Consider the following 14,208-nt stretch of genomic DNA (forward strand, 5'->3'; position numbering starts at 1 on the left):
GCTCGTACCTGCACTGAGGTGCATCCCCACACCAAAGCGCACCCCACAGAGGCTCGCGCCGCGCACAGGCTCAGGGTCTAGACGAAAGTGCAGCCCCCATGAAGCCGCAGCCCCGCGCAGGCTCACGCCAGGCAAGGACCGGGATTGCACCTGAGGTGCATCCCCACACCAAGGCGAAACCCACACAGAGGCTCGCGCCGCGCACAGGCTTAGGGCCTGCACGAAAGTGCAGGCCACGCGGCGGCGTGGGCCAACGCGACAGCGCAGGCCACGCGGCGGCGTGGGCCCACGCGGCGGCGCGGCCACAAGCACAGGCGTGAGCCCCGCGCGGGTGGTGCCCCACGCGGGTGGTGCCCCACGCGGGTGGTGCCCCACGCGGGTGGGGCGCGGCGGAGGCGGGCTCCCAGGGAGGTTGAGCTGAGTACCGTGCCCCCGCGCGGGTGGGGACGGCGCGGGGGCTGGCTCATGCGGGGGGAGTTGAGCTGAGCATGGGGGCGGTGCGGGCCTGCGTCGAGGGGTGGGCCGCGCGCGCGGCGGGTGGGTCAGGTGGTGGGGGTTGGGGTGGATTGGGGGGTGGGCTTGGGGGTGGTCTGGGTGGGGGGTGAGGTGAGTTGGGGGACGGCGAAGGTGGCCAGGGTGGCGGTGGTCAGGACTGCCATTGCCGTCCAGAGGGCGGTGGTGACGCCGGTGGCGAAGTGGTGGGGGGTGGTCATGTCGCCGGTGGCGGTGAAGACGGCGCCCAGGGCCGCCACGCCGAGGACGGTGCCGAGTTGGCGGCCGACGTTGCTGATACCGGACGCCACTCCGGTCTGGGCGGCCGGGGCGAAGGACAGGACGAGGCGGGTGACCGGTGCGAAGAACAGACCCATGCCGATGCCCGCCAGGACGAAGCCGGGGACGAGTTCGGCGTAGCTGAAGGTGGGAGTCAGGCGGAGGGCCAGCCAGGCCAGCCCTGCGGCCTGGAAGAGCAGGGACAGGGCGAGCACCGTGCGGGTGCCGATGCGGGACGCTAGTGGAGCGGTGAGGGGCGCCACCAGGAGCGGCATGGCCGTCCAGGGCAGGGTGCGGACGCCGGCCTCGAGCGGCGACATGTGACCGATGAGCTGGAGGAACTGGATCAGCAGGAACGTCACGCCGAACATGCCGAAGCTCATGGCGAGGCTGATCAGATTCACGAGGGTGAAGCCGCGGGAGCGGAACAGGGTCAGTGGGAGCATCGGGTGTGGGGTGCGGGCCTCGTGGACGAGGAAGCCGCCCAGCAGGACGAGGCCCACGATGACGGACCCGAGGACCTGAAGGCTCGTCCAGCCGTGCTCGTTGCCGCGGACCAGGCCGAGGACGACGCCGAGCAGGCCGAGGGTGACCAGGACGGTGCCGAGTGGGTCGAGACGCTTGGCGGGGCCGTGGCTCTCGGTCAGGAAACGCGGGGCGAGGACGAGCACCAGCAGGCCGGCGGGGACGTTGATCCAGAAGATCCATTCCCAGGTGGTGTACTCGGTGATGGCACCGCCGACGACCGGGCCCAGGGCGACGCCGAGGCCGCTCATCACGCTCCACGCCGCCAGGGCGACGGCCCGGCGGGCGGGCGGGACCGCGTGGGCCAGCAGGGTGAGGGTCAGCGGGGCGACGATCGCACCGCCGATGCCCTGGACGGCCCGCGCGGCGACGAGGACGCCGACGCCGGGGGCGAGTGCCGCGGCGGCCGACGCGAAGGTGAACAGGGCGATTCCGAGCATGAACAGGCGCCGTCGGCCGTGCCGGTCGGCGACGGCGGCCGCGGGCAGCAGCAGGACGGCGGAGGTGAGCGTGTAGGCGTTGACCGTCCACTGGAGGCCCTCGAGGCCGGTGCCGAGGTCTTCGCTGATGGCGGGCAGGGCGTTCGTGACGATGAGGTTGTCGAGGGTGACCATGAACAACGCGATGCCGGTCACCACGAAGGTGCGGAGAGCGTGAGGTCTCATGCAGTTTCCTTGATTAGTTATCAGTCACTAACTTCAGTGGGCAAAAGAAGGCGCGCGCCTGGACGCGCGCTCAATCGAAGAAGGCTTCGCCGGTCTCGGCTACTCCTCTCCGGCGGGGGGTGCCGGGGAGGTCGGGATCGGCGGTGAGCCGTCGGTGGCGCGATGCCCCATCGGAGCCTCATAGGGATGCTCCGACCACTCCACCAGCACGTGGGGCAGCCGCTCGCCACGGTCGAACGGGATATTGAAGGCGGTCAGGACGTTCAGGAGCATGCCGACGGAGATGAACCGCATCACCTCTTCGGGGGTCTCGCCGGAGAGCTCTCCGATCGTTCGCCACAGCTTGGCCCACTTGGCATTGCCGAGGGCACGGAGTTCGGGGTCGTCCACGGCGGCGGCGTAGATCTGCAGCTGGAGGCGGAGCAGGGTCGAGTCACCGGCCAGGATCTCGCGGTAGCGATGGCCCATGGCGGTGATCGCCTCGCCGCCGTACAGGCCGCCGGCCGCGTCGCGCATCGCCAGCTCCATGTCGTCGAAGCAGCGCTCGGCGGCGGCGAGGAACAGCGCGCGCTTGGACGGGAACAGCCGGAACAGGTAGGGCTGCGACACCCCGACCCGCTCGGCGATCGCCGCGGTGGAGGTGCCGTCGAAGCCACTGCGGGCGAACTCGGCCATCGCGGCCCTGATCGTCTGCTCGCGGCGCTCGTCGGCGCTCATCCGTGGACTCATGGGTCCCAAGTTATTGGTCAATCACTAACTTCGTCAACCCGGGCCCGCCACACTCTTCTTCCGTTTCGGAAAGTGACCGGCGGCGAGGAGTGATCTTGCAGGTCAGAGCGTCACGCCGACGAACACCGGCTCGTTGACCAGCTCGACGCCGAAAGCGGCATGGACGCCGGCGCGGACCTCGCGCGCGAGCGCGAGCAGGTCCTCGGTGCTGCCGCCATCCGGGTTGGTGAGCGCGAGGGTGTGCTTGGTGGAGATGCGCGCGCGCCCGCGGGTGTGGCCCTTGGCGAACCCGGCTCGGTCGATGAGCCATGCGGCGGACGTCTTGGTACGGCCTTCGCTTTCGGGGAAGCGCGGGAACGTCACGTCCGGCCCAAGGCGCTCAGCGACGCGTCGTTCGAGACCGGCGAGGGACGCCGCGTCCAGGATCGGGTTGGTGAAGAACGATCCAGCACTGCGCGTGTCCGGGTCGGAGGGGTCGAGCACCATGCCCTTGCCTCGCCGCAGTTCCAGGACGGCGTCACGCGCCTCTTTCAGGGGGACGCACTCACCCGGTTCGGCACCTACCCGACGTGCGAGCTCGGCATAGGCGATCGGCTGGGACTCGTCGGATTCCTGCAGGGCGTAGGTGACGCCAAGGACGACGTACTGGTCCGGGGTCTGCTTGAAGAGGCTGTTGCGGTAGGTGAAACGACACTCTTCCCGGGAGAGAGTGACGATCGCCCCTGACCGGCGGTCGTAGGCGCGGACCTCGACGATGGTCTCCGACACGTCCTGCCCATAGGCCCCGACGTTCTGGATCGGGGTCGCGCCCACACGTCCGGGGATGCCCGACAGGCACTCGACTCCGGAGAGGCCGTCGGAGACGCAGCGGGCCACGAACGGTTCCCACTCCTCACCCGCCTGCACGCGCACGAGGACGCGCCCCTGGCCGTCCGTCAGCTGCTCGGCGCCCCGGGTTCCGACGTGGACGACCGTCCCGGGGAAACCCTCGTCCGACACCACGAGGTTGCTGCCGCCGCCGAGCACCAGGACGGGCTCGCCCTCCGCGTCGGCCTCCCGGACGGCGTCGACGACCTCGGCCTCGGTGGTGGCCTCGACGAACCGCCGGGCCGGGCCGCCGAGACGCAGCGTCGTGTATCCGGCCAGGTTCACCTCTTCAGCGAACACCGCCACGTGGTGTCTCCCCTCCCCTACGCGCGCATGAGCCGGGGGCGGCCAGCCGCCCCCGGCTCATGTGTACCGTACTCGCGGACCTCGACCGGACTCAGGCGAGCCGGACGACGGCCTTGGCGCGGGTCAGGACCTTCTGCCCCACCGACCGGGCCGTCAGGGCCACGACGACCGTGTTGTCGTCGCGCTTCTCCTCGATCTTCCCGGTGATCTCGAGATCGGCGCCGCCCTCGTCGGGCACGACGACGGGCGCGGAGAAGCGCACGCCGTAGTCGACGACGGCGCCGGGATCGCCAGCCCAGTCGGTCACGTAACGGCCGCCCTGGGCCATCGTGTACATGCCGTGGGCGATGACGTCCGGCAGTCCGACCTGCTTGGCGAAGCTCTCCCGCCAGTGGATCGGGTTGAAGTCACCGGACGCGCCCGCGTACATGACGAGGTTCGCCCGGTCCACGTGGTAGGTCTGGGCGGGCAGCTCGTCGCCGACGTCGACCTCGTCGAACTTCACCTTGGCGGTCATCAGGCCCCCCGCTCCACGATCGTGTTGTACGACTTGCAGACGAGTTCACCCTCGGCCGTGCGGACCTCGGTGACGATGTCCACCTTCTCGTTATTGCCGATCGCCTTGATCTCGGTGATCGTCGAGGTGCAGGTGACGACGTCCCCCGCGCGCACGGGGCGGACGTACTCGAAGCGCTGCTCGCCGTGGACGACCATGGCGAAGTTGATTCCCAGCTCGGGGTCGCCGAGCGCGCCACCGCCGAGGGACACCACGATCGGGAAGGTGGGGGGCGCGATGACGTCGGGGTGGCCGGCGGCGCGGGCGGCCTCGGGGTCCCGGTAGACGGGATTGGCGTCGCCGATGGCGTCCGCGAACTCCCGGATCTTCACCCGGCTGACCTCGTAGGGATCGCTGGTCGGGAACGTCCGCCCGATGAATTCACGGTTGATCGCCATGCACTCCGTCCTTCTCGCTCGCGTGCGGACTCCCCGGTGGAGTCCGCCGGCTCGCGCGTGGAGTTCCCGTCCGGGCTCGTGCGCGCGGAGACCGGGGAGGGCACCCGCGCCGAAGCACCCGCTTACCGGCCTCGCTCCGGGACGCTAACAGAACGACGTTCAGCCCGCCCTCGCGGGTAGGGCGAGGACGGGCTGTGGCGCGTCTGAGGCAAGCGCGAAGCTGCCTGCGCGGACCGCTGTGCTCGAACGGCTACTAGCGGGTCTCGCGGTGCGGCCGGTGGGTCCGGCAGTTGGGGCAGTACTTCTTGATCTCCAGGCGGTCCGGGTCGTTCCGCCGGTTCTTCCGCGTGATGTAGTTGCGGTGCTTGCACTCCTGGCAGGCCAGCGTGATCTTTGGCCGGACGTCGGTGGCAGCCACGTTGGAGTGCCTTTCTGGGCTAGGGACATGGACGTTCTCGGTCGGCCGTCCAGGAGTGGAAGGCCGGCTGTTTCAACCCAGCCCTCTCGACCCCGTGGGGGGCCGAGAGGTTCGGGTAGTAGCGAGGGCCGGACTTGAACCGGCGACACAGCGATTATGAGCCGCTTGCTCTGCCTGACTGAGCTACCCCGCCGTGATGGTCGGTGACGACCGGATTGCAAGGATACCGGAAGTTCACCAGACCGGGGAAACGCGAGCTCCCGAGGCTTGCAGGGGGGACTCGTTTCCTCGTGGCCCGCAGCGGACCGGACCCCAGGTTACCCGCTGTCGCGGTGACCTGCGAATCATCCCGCTGGGACCGGATGGACGGTACCACAACGCCCGCGTACGAGCGAATCCCGCACCCGCCTGACCAGCGCCTTCCGTGCACAATCCGCACCACCGCCACCATGGACCACATACGTGAACCCGGTCACGGCCGGATCGGCGCGCATACGAGGCGCACATGGCGCACATACGAAAAGAGCCGCACTCCCTGATCGGAGTGCGGCTCTTCTGTCTGAGCCCCTTTACGGAATCGAACCGTAGACCTTCTCCTTACCATGGAGACGCTCTGCCGACTGAGCTAAAGGGGCCTTGTCCTCCGCGTTCTTCCGTTCGCGGCGACAGGAAGAACAGTACACGGTCCGGCGGCGTAGTGCGAAATCAATCCGCTGGGGCCGCAGGCCCGTTCGGCAGGGGCGTCACCAGGCGATCAGCAGGGCGGGGACAAGCCCATGGCGTGGGCTCGCCGACGCTCTTGCGGGGGCTCCGGGACGCTCAGCGGAGGAGGTGCCGGGCGATGACGAGTTGCTGGATCTGGCTCGTCCCCTCGTAGATCCGGAACAGCCGCGCGTCCCGGTAGAACCGCTCCACCGGGACGCCGTGCATGTAGCCCATGCCACCGAACACCTGGACGGCCCTGTCGGCGACGCGTCCGACCATCTCTGAGCAGAAGTACTTGGTGCAGGACGGTCCGAGCTTGGTGTCCTCGCCCGCGTCGAAGGCGCGGGCGGCTTCCAGGACCATCGCCCGGCCCGCATACAGCTCTGCCTGGGAATCGGCGATGAGGCCCTGGATCAGCTGGTACTCGCCGATGGCCTGGCCACCTTGGGTGCGCTCGCGCGCGTACGCGACGGTCTCGTCCACGATCCGCTGGGCCAGCCCCACACAGACGGCGGAGATGCTGACGCGGCCTTGCGCGAGCGAGGCCATTGCGGTGCGGAAGCCCGTCCCCTCCTGCCCGACCATCGCGGACGCGGGGACCCGGACGCCTTCGAAGAAGACCTCGGCCGTGTGCGCGCCGCGTTGGCCCATCTTGGCGTCCGGCGTTCCGACCTTCAGGCCGAGTGCGTCCCCAGGGACGAGGAAGGTGGAGATCCCGCGCGAGCCCGGTCCTCCTGTGCGCGCGAACACCATGAACACATCTGCCTCAGTGGCGTTGGTGATGAACCGCTTGGCGCCGTCGATGACGTAGTGGTCCCCGTCGCGCCGGGCGGTCGTGGTGAGAGTGCTGGGGTCGGAGCCGGCCTCCGCCTCGGTCAGCGCGAACGCGCCCACGACCTCGCCGGACGCCAGGCGCGGCAGCCAGGACGCCCGCTGTTCCTGTGAGCCGGACTTCACGAGGACCTGCCCGGCGATGCCGTTGCTCGTGCCGAACATGGACCGGAAGGCGGGACTCGCGTAGCCGACTTCGAAGACCAGCCTCACCTCCTCGCTCAGCGACAGGCCGAGGCCGCCGTACTCCTCGGGGAGCGCGTATCCGAACAGGCCCATCTCGCGCGCGCCCTGACGGATCGACTCCGGGATGGAGTCGGACTCTTCGATCTCGTCCTCGCGGGGAATGACTTGGTCGCGCACGAAGGCGCGCACGGCCGAAACGACGTCGGCGAAGTCCTGAGCGTCCATGCCGGTGATTCTAGAATTCGACTCTAGAATCCGGTATGCCAGGGTGATCCACATGGGTTCCGAGGATTTCCACCGGGCCTGCGATGCCCTCGTCCAGGCCGCGATCGACGACAACCCCGCGTTCAGCGAGTTGTTGCCCCAGGTCATGGGCATGAGCCAGCAGGTCTCTCCCGACGATCTGTCCGCGGCGCTGCCGCGTATCGCGGACGGCCTGAACAAGGCGCAGCCATCCATCGGCGGTTGGCTCTCGGTCCTGTCCGGTTCCTGGGTGGAGAACGGCGCGACTCCGGAAGCCATCGGCCTGCCCCTGGTCGAGCGCGCGACCGAGGTGTTCGCCGAAGCGGTCGCCTTCTCGCGCGCATGGAGCGAGACGACGGGCAGCGCGCCGCCCGACATGCAGGATGACGGCCCGTCCCAGGAGATCGTGGACGCCCTCATCGCGAAGCTCGGGGAAGACTCCGTCAGCGCGATGCTGGCCTGGTTCTCGGTTCCCCAGTTCGCTCTGGCGATGACGACGATCCTGCAGAACTCCGCGATGGTGCGTGGAGCCATCGAGGAACGGGAGGGCCGCGGCCGCCTCGCCAACGAACTAGTCGAGTACCACTCGCACATGAACTACGTGCGGGACGTCCTGCGCGTACTGGAGGGCGAGCGCCTCCTGGTGCTGGACCGTGCCAGCAAGCGGGGCTGGACGGTTCAGATCGCGGGCATCGGCGACAACTTCCAGTTGCACATCCTCCTGGCCGGGGCGCTTCTAGGCCGTCCCGAATGCATGCCTGGAGAGCCGCTTCCGCCTGAGTGGGTCGCGTGGTTCACCGACCAGGACCCGGAAGGCCGTCCCGTCGTCAACAGCACGTGGAACCTCGTGGACGGCCATGGCGCCTGGATCTACAACGAGGGCGTCCCCGCGGACATCCCCGCCATCAACGGCACTCGTGTGGTGGTCCTGGACCCGCCCTCGTACACGCGTCACTTCCCTGCTGGACGACGCTTCCCGATGATGAACGCGACCCTCACCGTCGAGGGCGTCCACCATGCTGAGGACCTCGACGCCTGGTGGCCGCACATCGCTCCGGACCAGGGCCGCTAAGCACGACCGCCGCGCGCGCCGGGTACTGCGGGCCAGCTGCTCGGCGCACGCCCGCACGTGGGTGCCACGTGCGGGCGTGCGTGGCGTTTAGAGGCGGACCATGACGGCTGTGGCGTCGTCGTAGCGCTTCCCGCGGCGCGTGCCGTCCGGTTCCGCGGACTCGGCGGCGCGCGTCCGCTCGATCACCCCGCGCGGCCCCTCGCGGTCGGTGAGGTCGAGAAGGCCCGGCCAGTCGAGCGCGCCGAACCGTTCCACGAGCCGGGACGCGCCGTCGGTGAACATCGCGGCCCGCCGGACCGAGGCGGCCTCGACACGGCCGCTGAGAGCCTCGTAGGCGGCCTCGGGGCGCGTGCTCGCGACCCAGAACCCGTCCGGCGCGTTCCGGGCCGCACGGACGGCCTCAAGCGTGTAACTGGTCAGGTGTTCAACGCGGTCATCGCGGACGACACGCACCTCACCATCCACATCGATCAGAACCGGCGAATCCGCAAGAACCAACCATTCCAACGCGTCGTCCCGATGCCGCAGCATCGCGACCGTCGCGGACGGACTGTCGGGGTTGGCCAGATCGCACCGGTCGGCATGGAGTTCGCACACCGTCTTGATGGCCTCGGCGAGCAGGTCGTCCAGCGGCCGGTCGTCCTCTGCGGCGAGCCTCAGCGCAAGCGCCCCGCCCAGGCGTCGCGCGAGCCAGGCGGGGTTGTGCACACATCCGCTGTCCACACCCGGGGGTGCGGTGGCCCCGTCTAGGACGACGGCCCAGTCCGGGCCGGCGACGACGAAATCCTCGTTCGGACGTCCGGGCGTCGGTTCGCTCGCGAAGCTCACATGCACGAGCCTGGTCTACACGTCCGTTCGTCCCGGGAACAACAACGGCCGTCTGGGAACAACGAAGCCCAGTGGCACGTCCACGACTTGGGGCCGATCCACAGGCGCGCTGAGGCATCGGACACCATAAGCTGGCAAGCCTGTCCCCGGGGAGGTTCTCGAACGTGCGACCTGACGCTGAACACCAGCACTCAGAACCCTCTCAGGAGGGCACCGACCAGGAGGAACAAGAGAGCGAGGGCAAGAAGAAGGGGTCGTTCTGGAAGGAACTGCCCATCCTCATCGCCGTCGCCGTGATCCTCGCCCTGGTCATCAAGACGTTCGCGGTCCAGGCCTTCTACATCCCGTCCGGCTCCATGGAGAACACGCTCCTGGTCGGCGACCGCGTCCTGGTGAACAAGATCGTGTTCCACACCAGGGACATCACGCGGGGCGACGTCATCGTCTTCAAGGGCCCGCCCTCGTGGCAGCCCGAGGTGCAGGTGTCGAAGCCGGGCAACCCGTTCTCCAAGGCGATGCGCTGGATCGGGACGGCCTTCGGCGTCGCGCCCACCGAGAAGGACTACATCAAGCGCGTCATCGGCATCCCGGGCGACCACGTGAAGTGCTGTGACGCGAAGGGCCGCATCACGGTGAACGGCGTCGCGCTCGACGAGACGGCCTACATCTACGTCGACCCGAACGACCACCAGCAGGACAAGCCGTCCGAGACCCCGTTCGACATCACGCTCCAGGACGGCCAGCTCTGGGTCATGGGCGACCACCGCTCCAACTCGCTCGACTCGCGCGCGCACCAGGACGGCCCGGAGAACGGCTCGATCCCGACCAAGGACGTCATCGGACGCGCGTTCGTCAAGGTCTGGCCGCTCAACCGGATGGGCACGATCCCGATCCCGGGGACGTTCAAGCAGCCCGCACTGAAGCAGAGCAAGGCGTTCGCCCCACTGCCGGCCCCCGACCCGGGGCCCGTCCCGGCCTTCGCCGCGTTGATCCTGCCCCTGGGCCTAGGGATCCGGTTCCGCCGCTAACGGACTCACCCGGGACGGCCGCTCATGCCTGCGCGGCCGTCCCGACGACTTTCCGGGGCGAAATCCGCATCACGACACGGACGAGCTCGGGCGGCAGCTCCAGGTACTCCTCACCCGCGCCCGCACCCTCGTACTTCTCCGCCAGCGCCACCGCGAGCGCGCGCCCCTCGTCCTCGGCTACGGTGCACTCACCGCGCACCTCGAGGTACCAGAGCGGGTCACTCCGGTCGTACACGCTCAACGAGACCCGCGGATCCCGCAGGGCGTTCAGAACCTTCCGCCGCCCCTCCTGGCTGGAGACGAGCAGGTCGTCCCCGTCCCGTCCGACCCACACCACGGACGTCTGAGGACTGCCGTCGGGATTCACCGTCGCCAGCACCGCGGGGTTGTCCTCGTCCAGCAACCGCCGCACCGCGTCGTTCAACACATTCGCCACCCGCAGAACCTACTGGCCCCCCCGGTCCTGCAAGCAAGCCCACGGGCCCACCTCCGTCCGGCACCGACACTCGAACGCCCCTGACCCTTAGTGGATCGCCGATCAGGGGGCGGCGGCCTGTGTAGCCGTCCCGATTCACGGTGCTCCTCCGCTGCGAGACGGACTGGGCATGCGAGCGGCCCCCGACCGTTGTCGCTGGTCAGGGGCCACTCATCCCGCTCAGCCCAGCAGGAACTCGACCACTGCATCGCGTCCGGCGTGGCCGGATTCGCGGCTCTGGATGGAATGCGCGGCGCCCTCGACGACCACCAGGTCGGCGCCGGCCGGGCCGACGGCGAGCTCCTGCCGGGCCCACTCGAGTGGGGTGCTGAGATCGTGGTCGCCGTTGAGGATCAGCGTGGGCAGGGCGGGCAGCCGACCGGACGGATTGGAGTTCGGGGGCTCGGCCGGCCAGCGCAGGCAGGTCCGGACGCTGCTCTGGGCGAGCGCGACCGCCGAGGTGTACGGCCAGGTGGCCGACGGGGGCAGGGTCTGCGCGACGTGGTCGACGAACGGCTGGCGAAGCCCGTTCGGGGTGGCCGAGGAGCCCCAGGGGAAGCGCAGGTCACTGCAGATGGTGGCGGCGTGCAGGCCGGCGCTCAGCCGGCTCGCGGGGGTGCCGTCCGCCGGGTTCATGACGGCCTCGATGGCGTCGAGCTTTCGGGTGTCGCCGGCGACGGCCTGATGCATCGCGCCGATGAGGTCGCCCGGCAGGCCGCTGCCCGGAATCGGCCCGGGATTGCGGTAGGTCGGATCGATGAACTCGTAACCCACGACGTCGCCGAACAGGGCCAGCCCACCGTCCGGGGTGCGCCGCCGGACGAGCTCGGCGAGATCCTGCGCCGGGTCGAACCCGCAGGCGGGCGCGGAGCCGCCGATCTGGGCCTGCATCGCCGGGCAGTTGACCGCGCCCAACGGACCGGTGCCACGCTGGTCGAGCATGACGAGGCGGTACTGCTTGAACACCTCGGGCATACACCCGGCGATGCGCTGAAGCAGGGCGACGCCCTCCTGGCCAGGACCGCCGGCGAGGAACACCAGCGTCCCCTTGGGGTTGGCCGGGCCGTCGGCGGCGCCGACCTGGAGGTAGAGCGTGCCGGGCGTCCGGCCGGAATGGTCGAACGGGACGGTCAGCTTCCAGCAGGTGAAGCCCGGCTGCACGGCACCGTCGTTCAGACACGGACGCGGGTCACGGAGCCCCTGAACGGTGGCGTGCGCGCCTTGAGCGGTGGCCTGCGCGCCTTGGAGCGCGGCGTTCGCGGCGGGTGCCGGAGCCATGACGGCGATGCCGCACGCGAGGGCGGCGAGGGTACTTCATCGCGAACTCCCACGTGGTGTGAAAGAACCGGCACATGCGCCCCCGAGCGGATGCCGGCCCCGACCCTGCCGGAGACGGGTTGCGCTCACCGTAAGAGCGCTCCCGGGGCGGTGGACGGGGCCGTATGGCGAACGGGAGCGGGCGGCCGGCGAACGGGAGCGGCGGTCAGTTCGGCAGGCCGAGCGCGGCCCGCACCCGATCCCGAAAGGCGCGGCCGGAGCTGAGGACGTCGCCGGAGCTGAGGATCAGCTGCATCTCCCCGTGGCCGAGGATCTCGAGCTCGCGGATCCGGTCGACCCGGACGATGACCGAGCGGTGGATCCGCAGGAACTCCGCGGAACCGAGCCGCTCCTGAAGCCTGGCCAGAGTGCCGCGGATCAGGTGCGAGCGGGCGCCGGTGTGGATGCGCAGGTAGCCGTCCTCGGCCCGGACGTAGTCGATCGCGTCCAGGTCCAGCAGCCGGATCCGGCCGCCGATCTCGACGGGCAGCCGGTCCAGTGCGGGGGCGGCGGGACGCTGAGCCAGATGTCCGCGGACCCGGGTGAGCGCCAGGTCCAGCCGCTCCTGGCCGTAGGGCTTGAGCAGATAGTCGACCGCGTCGATCTCGAAGGCGCGGACGGCGTGCTGGCTGAAGGCCGTCACGAACACGACGGCCGGGTCGTGCCGTCCCCAGATCGCCTCGAGGATGTCGAACCCGTCGCCCTCGGACAGCTGGATGTCGAGGAAGACCAGGTCGGGCCGGTGCCGGTCGAGGGCGGCGATCGCCGTCGCGGGCGACCCGCAGCCGGCGAGCAGCCGGATGTCCTCGTGAGGGGTCAACATGCGCTGCAGCCGCCGCCGGGCTGGCGGCTCGTCGTCGACGACCAGGGTCTTGATCACGCCCGTGCCGTCCGCAGTGGCAGCCGCACGGTCGCCGCGACGCCGCCGTCGGGGCTCGGGTCGACGCTGAAGCGGTGCTCCGGGCCGTACATCTGGGTGAGCCGGGCACGGGCGTTGGCCAGTCCGATCCCGGAGCCCCGCCGGTCGGACGATAGCCCGACGCCGTCGTCGGTGACGATCAGCTGCAGCCAGGAGCCGTCCGGCCGGGCCGAGATGGTCACCGTGCCCGGTGCGTCCGGGGGGGGGAGAGAACCCGTGCAGTACCGCGTTCTCCACCAGCGGCTGAAGCAGCAGCGGCGGGACCATCGCGTCCAGTACCTTGGGATGAAGCCACCATTCCACCGCGAGCCGGTCCTCGAACCGGGCCTGCTCGATGTCCACGTATGCCGTCAGGACCTCCAGGTCCTCGCGCAGCGTCACCTCCAGCGAGCCGTCGTGCTCCAGCGACTGCCGCAGCATGGTGCTCAGCCGGACGACCATCTGCTCCGCGCGCAGCAGGTCGTCATGGACGAACGAGGCGATGGTGTTCATCGCGTTGAACAGGAAATGCGGCCGGACCTGCGCCCGCAGGGCCTGCGGCTTGGCCCGGGCCAGCTGCTCGCGGGCCTGCGAGCAGCTGGTCGCGCCGCCGCTGGCACTGGGTGAAGTAGTAGACCCCGTGGGCCACGCCGACCCACTCGAGGTACATCGCCAGGTAGGCCCCGAGATCGCGGAGGTACTCCGCGCCGAACCCCCGTCCGGGCGGCAGCCAGTGCAGCACCGGATCGAACAGGAACATCCGCCCGCTGAGCCAGCAAAGTGTGACCAGATAGCCCGCCACGTGAACCAGCACCGCCCGCACCACACGAGGCCGGCCAACCGGAAACCACACGGTGAGCAGGTACACGCTGATATTCACCAGGACCCACGTCAGTGACGACGCCATGGTCTGCGCGAACCCCAGCCCTACGCTGTGCGCCCCGTCCGCGTAGTCCTTCCACCAACCCAGCGCGTCCACCAGCGCGAGCAGCGACACGACCGCGGTCCAGATGCCGAACACCCGCCGATCCACGCCCGTACCGCAACGATCCCCTGCCCTCCACCGCCAAGCCCACTTTCAGCCACAACCCCGACATGGCCACCGCCCGGACAGGCTTGGAAAGGTGGCGCCGATGTCATCAGGCATGTCTCAAACGCTCGGGCCCGTCCCCTACGAGACCCAGCCCTCACCGCTCAGCCGTGTTCGGACGTACTCGAAGTCTTCGGGGATCGGACGGACGTCCGCGGCCCTCGTCCCGCCTAGATCCAGGCAGGAATCTCGGCACGCATTCGGCACGGCCAGCCAGAGACCCGGTGATCGCCGGGCACGGCGGAACGCCCCCTCGCCTGTGTCGCGCAAGAGGCCGTTCCCTTGCCAGGGCGGTCACTT

15 protein-coding genes, 2 tRNA genes and 1 pseudogene are annotated in these 14,208 nt (G+C 69.6%); 2 read left to right on the plus strand and 16 right to left on the minus strand.

The window, feature by feature from the left end:
- Nucleotides 1–542: 542 nt before the first annotated feature.
- The 9 genes from AB0L06_RS05370 to AB0L06_RS05410 all read right to left on the minus strand — a co-directional run bounded on the left by AB0L06_RS05370 (nucleotide 543) and on the right by AB0L06_RS05410 (nucleotide 7,182).
- Nucleotides 543–1,961, minus strand: coding sequence for an MFS transporter (locus AB0L06_RS05370; protein WP_500229669.1), 1,419 nt, complete (start codon nucleotides 1,959–1,961; stop codon nucleotides 543–545).
- Between the two features lie 99 nt (nucleotides 1,962–2,060).
- Nucleotides 2,061–2,690, minus strand: a complete 630-nt coding sequence (locus AB0L06_RS05375) for a TetR/AcrR family transcriptional regulator (protein ID WP_500229670.1) — start codon at nucleotides 2,688–2,690, stop codon at nucleotides 2,061–2,063.
- 102 nt (nucleotides 2,691–2,792) lie between these two features.
- Nucleotides 2,793–3,863: a UDP-N-acetylmuramate dehydrogenase gene (locus AB0L06_RS05380; RefSeq protein WP_500229671.1), complete on the minus strand. Its 1,071-nt coding sequence runs from the start codon at nucleotides 3,861–3,863 to the stop codon at nucleotides 2,793–2,795.
- A gap of 91 nt (nucleotides 3,864–3,954) precedes the next feature.
- Nucleotides 3,955–4,380 (minus strand): MaoC family dehydratase, encoded by a 426-nt coding sequence (locus AB0L06_RS05385; RefSeq protein ID WP_500229672.1) that lies wholly within the window; start codon nucleotides 4,378–4,380, stop codon nucleotides 3,955–3,957.
- Nucleotides 4,380–4,817, minus strand: coding sequence for a MaoC family dehydratase N-terminal domain-containing protein (locus AB0L06_RS05390; RefSeq protein ID WP_500229673.1), 438 nt, complete (start codon nucleotides 4,815–4,817; stop codon nucleotides 4,380–4,382). The genes AB0L06_RS05385 and AB0L06_RS05390 overlap by 1 nt, the downstream gene beginning before the upstream one ends.
- A 253-nt stretch (nucleotides 4,818–5,070) precedes the next feature.
- Nucleotides 5,071–5,235, minus strand: a complete 165-nt coding sequence (gene rpmG / locus AB0L06_RS05395) for a 50S ribosomal protein L33 (protein WP_026404241.1) — start codon at nucleotides 5,233–5,235, stop codon at nucleotides 5,071–5,073.
- Nucleotides 5,236–5,354: 119 nt separating this feature from the next.
- Nucleotides 5,355–5,428 (minus strand) — tRNA-Met (locus AB0L06_RS05400).
- A gap of 369 nt (nucleotides 5,429–5,797) precedes the next feature.
- Nucleotides 5,798–5,870 (minus strand) — tRNA-Thr (locus tag AB0L06_RS05405).
- 184 nt (nucleotides 5,871–6,054) lie between these two features.
- Nucleotides 6,055–7,182: an acyl-CoA dehydrogenase family protein gene (locus AB0L06_RS05410; RefSeq protein ID WP_500229674.1), complete on the minus strand. Its 1,128-nt coding sequence runs from the start codon at nucleotides 7,180–7,182 to the stop codon at nucleotides 6,055–6,057.
- A 52-nt stretch (nucleotides 7,183–7,234) separates the two neighbouring features.
- Here AB0L06_RS05410 and AB0L06_RS05415 point away from each other — a divergent pair, with 52 nt between their 5' ends.
- Nucleotides 7,235–8,272, plus strand: a complete 1,038-nt coding sequence (locus tag AB0L06_RS05415) for a hypothetical protein (protein WP_500229675.1) — start codon at nucleotides 7,235–7,237, stop codon at nucleotides 8,270–8,272.
- Between the two features lie 87 nt (nucleotides 8,273–8,359).
- Here the strand turns inward: AB0L06_RS05415 and AB0L06_RS05420 are convergent, their stop codons facing one another.
- Nucleotides 8,360–9,100, minus strand: a complete 741-nt coding sequence (locus tag AB0L06_RS05420) for a protein phosphatase 2C domain-containing protein (protein WP_500229676.1) — start codon at nucleotides 9,098–9,100, stop codon at nucleotides 8,360–8,362.
- 164 nt (nucleotides 9,101–9,264) lie between these two features.
- On the opposite strand from AB0L06_RS05420, the gene lepB reads away from it, so the two are divergent.
- On the plus strand, nucleotides 9,265–10,128 hold the full coding sequence (gene lepB, locus AB0L06_RS05425) for a signal peptidase I (RefSeq protein ID WP_500229677.1): 864 nt from the start codon (nucleotides 9,265–9,267) through the stop codon (nucleotides 10,126–10,128).
- Nucleotides 10,129–10,150: 22 nt separating this feature from the next.
- On the opposite strand, the gene AB0L06_RS05430 is transcribed toward lepB, so the two are convergent.
- The 6 genes and pseudogenes from AB0L06_RS05430 to AB0L06_RS05455 all read right to left on the minus strand — a co-directional run bounded on the left by AB0L06_RS05430 (nucleotide 10,151) and on the right by AB0L06_RS05455 (nucleotide 13,839).
- The gene (locus tag AB0L06_RS05430) at nucleotides 10,151–10,564 is read right to left on the minus strand and encodes a PPOX class F420-dependent oxidoreductase (RefSeq protein WP_500229678.1); all 414 of its coding nucleotides are present in this window, start codon (nucleotides 10,562–10,564) and stop codon (nucleotides 10,151–10,153) included.
- 219 nt (nucleotides 10,565–10,783) lie between these two features.
- Complete coding sequence (locus AB0L06_RS05435; protein ID WP_500229679.1) at nucleotides 10,784–11,881, minus strand: alpha/beta hydrolase; 1,098 nt, start codon at nucleotides 11,879–11,881, stop codon at nucleotides 10,784–10,786.
- Between the two features lie 205 nt (nucleotides 11,882–12,086).
- Nucleotides 12,087–12,800 carry a LytR/AlgR family response regulator transcription factor gene (locus AB0L06_RS05440; protein ID WP_500229873.1) on the minus strand — a complete coding sequence of 238 codons (714 nt, stop codon included), beginning with the start codon at nucleotides 12,798–12,800 and terminating at the stop codon, nucleotides 12,087–12,089.
- Nucleotides 12,797–13,021: an ATP-binding protein gene (locus tag AB0L06_RS05445; RefSeq protein WP_500229874.1), complete on the minus strand. Its 225-nt coding sequence runs from the start codon at nucleotides 13,019–13,021 to the stop codon at nucleotides 12,797–12,799. Before AB0L06_RS05445 ends, AB0L06_RS05440 begins: the two co-directional genes overlap by 4 nt.
- 184 nt (nucleotides 13,022–13,205) lie before the next feature.
- Nucleotides 13,206–13,331, minus strand: a pseudogene (locus tag AB0L06_RS05450) (hypothetical protein); the annotation flags it as partial.
- The gene (locus AB0L06_RS05455) at nucleotides 13,303–13,839 is read right to left on the minus strand and encodes a hypothetical protein (protein WP_500229680.1); all 537 of its coding nucleotides are present in this window, start codon (nucleotides 13,837–13,839) and stop codon (nucleotides 13,303–13,305) included. The gene AB0L06_RS05455 and the pseudogene AB0L06_RS05450, both read right to left, overlap by 29 nt.
- Nucleotides 13,840–14,208: the final 369 nt, after the last annotated feature.

Origin of the sequence: Spirillospora sp. NPDC052269 (assembly GCF_040679435.1) — a bacterium.
Classification (GTDB): domain Bacteria; phylum Actinomycetota; class Actinomycetes; order Streptosporangiales; family Streptosporangiaceae; genus Spirillospora.

Coding starts and splice junctions, on each gene's coding strand:
- AB0L06_RS05370 (WP_500229669.1), bottom strand. CDS start 1,961: ATGAGACCTCACGCTCTCCGCACCTTCGTGGTGACCGGCATCGCGTTG.
- AB0L06_RS05375 (WP_500229670.1), bottom strand. CDS start 2,690: ATGAGTCCACGGATGAGCGCCGACGAGCGCCGCGAGCAGACGATCAGG.
- AB0L06_RS05385 (WP_500229672.1), bottom strand. CDS start 4,380: ATGACCGCCAAGGTGAAGTTCGACGAGGTCGACGTCGGCGACGAGCTG.
- AB0L06_RS05390 (WP_500229673.1), bottom strand. CDS start 4,817: ATGGCGATCAACCGTGAATTCATCGGGCGGACGTTCCCGACCAGCGAT.
- AB0L06_RS05410 (WP_500229674.1), bottom strand. CDS start 7,182: ATGGACGCTCAGGACTTCGCCGACGTCGTTTCGGCCGTGCGCGCCTTC.
- AB0L06_RS05415 (WP_500229675.1), top strand. CDS start 7,235: ATGGGTTCCGAGGATTTCCACCGGGCCTGCGATGCCCTCGTCCAGGCC.
- AB0L06_RS05435 (WP_500229679.1), bottom strand. CDS start 11,881: ATGGCTCCGGCACCCGCCGCGAACGCCGCGCTCCAAGGCGCGCAGGCC.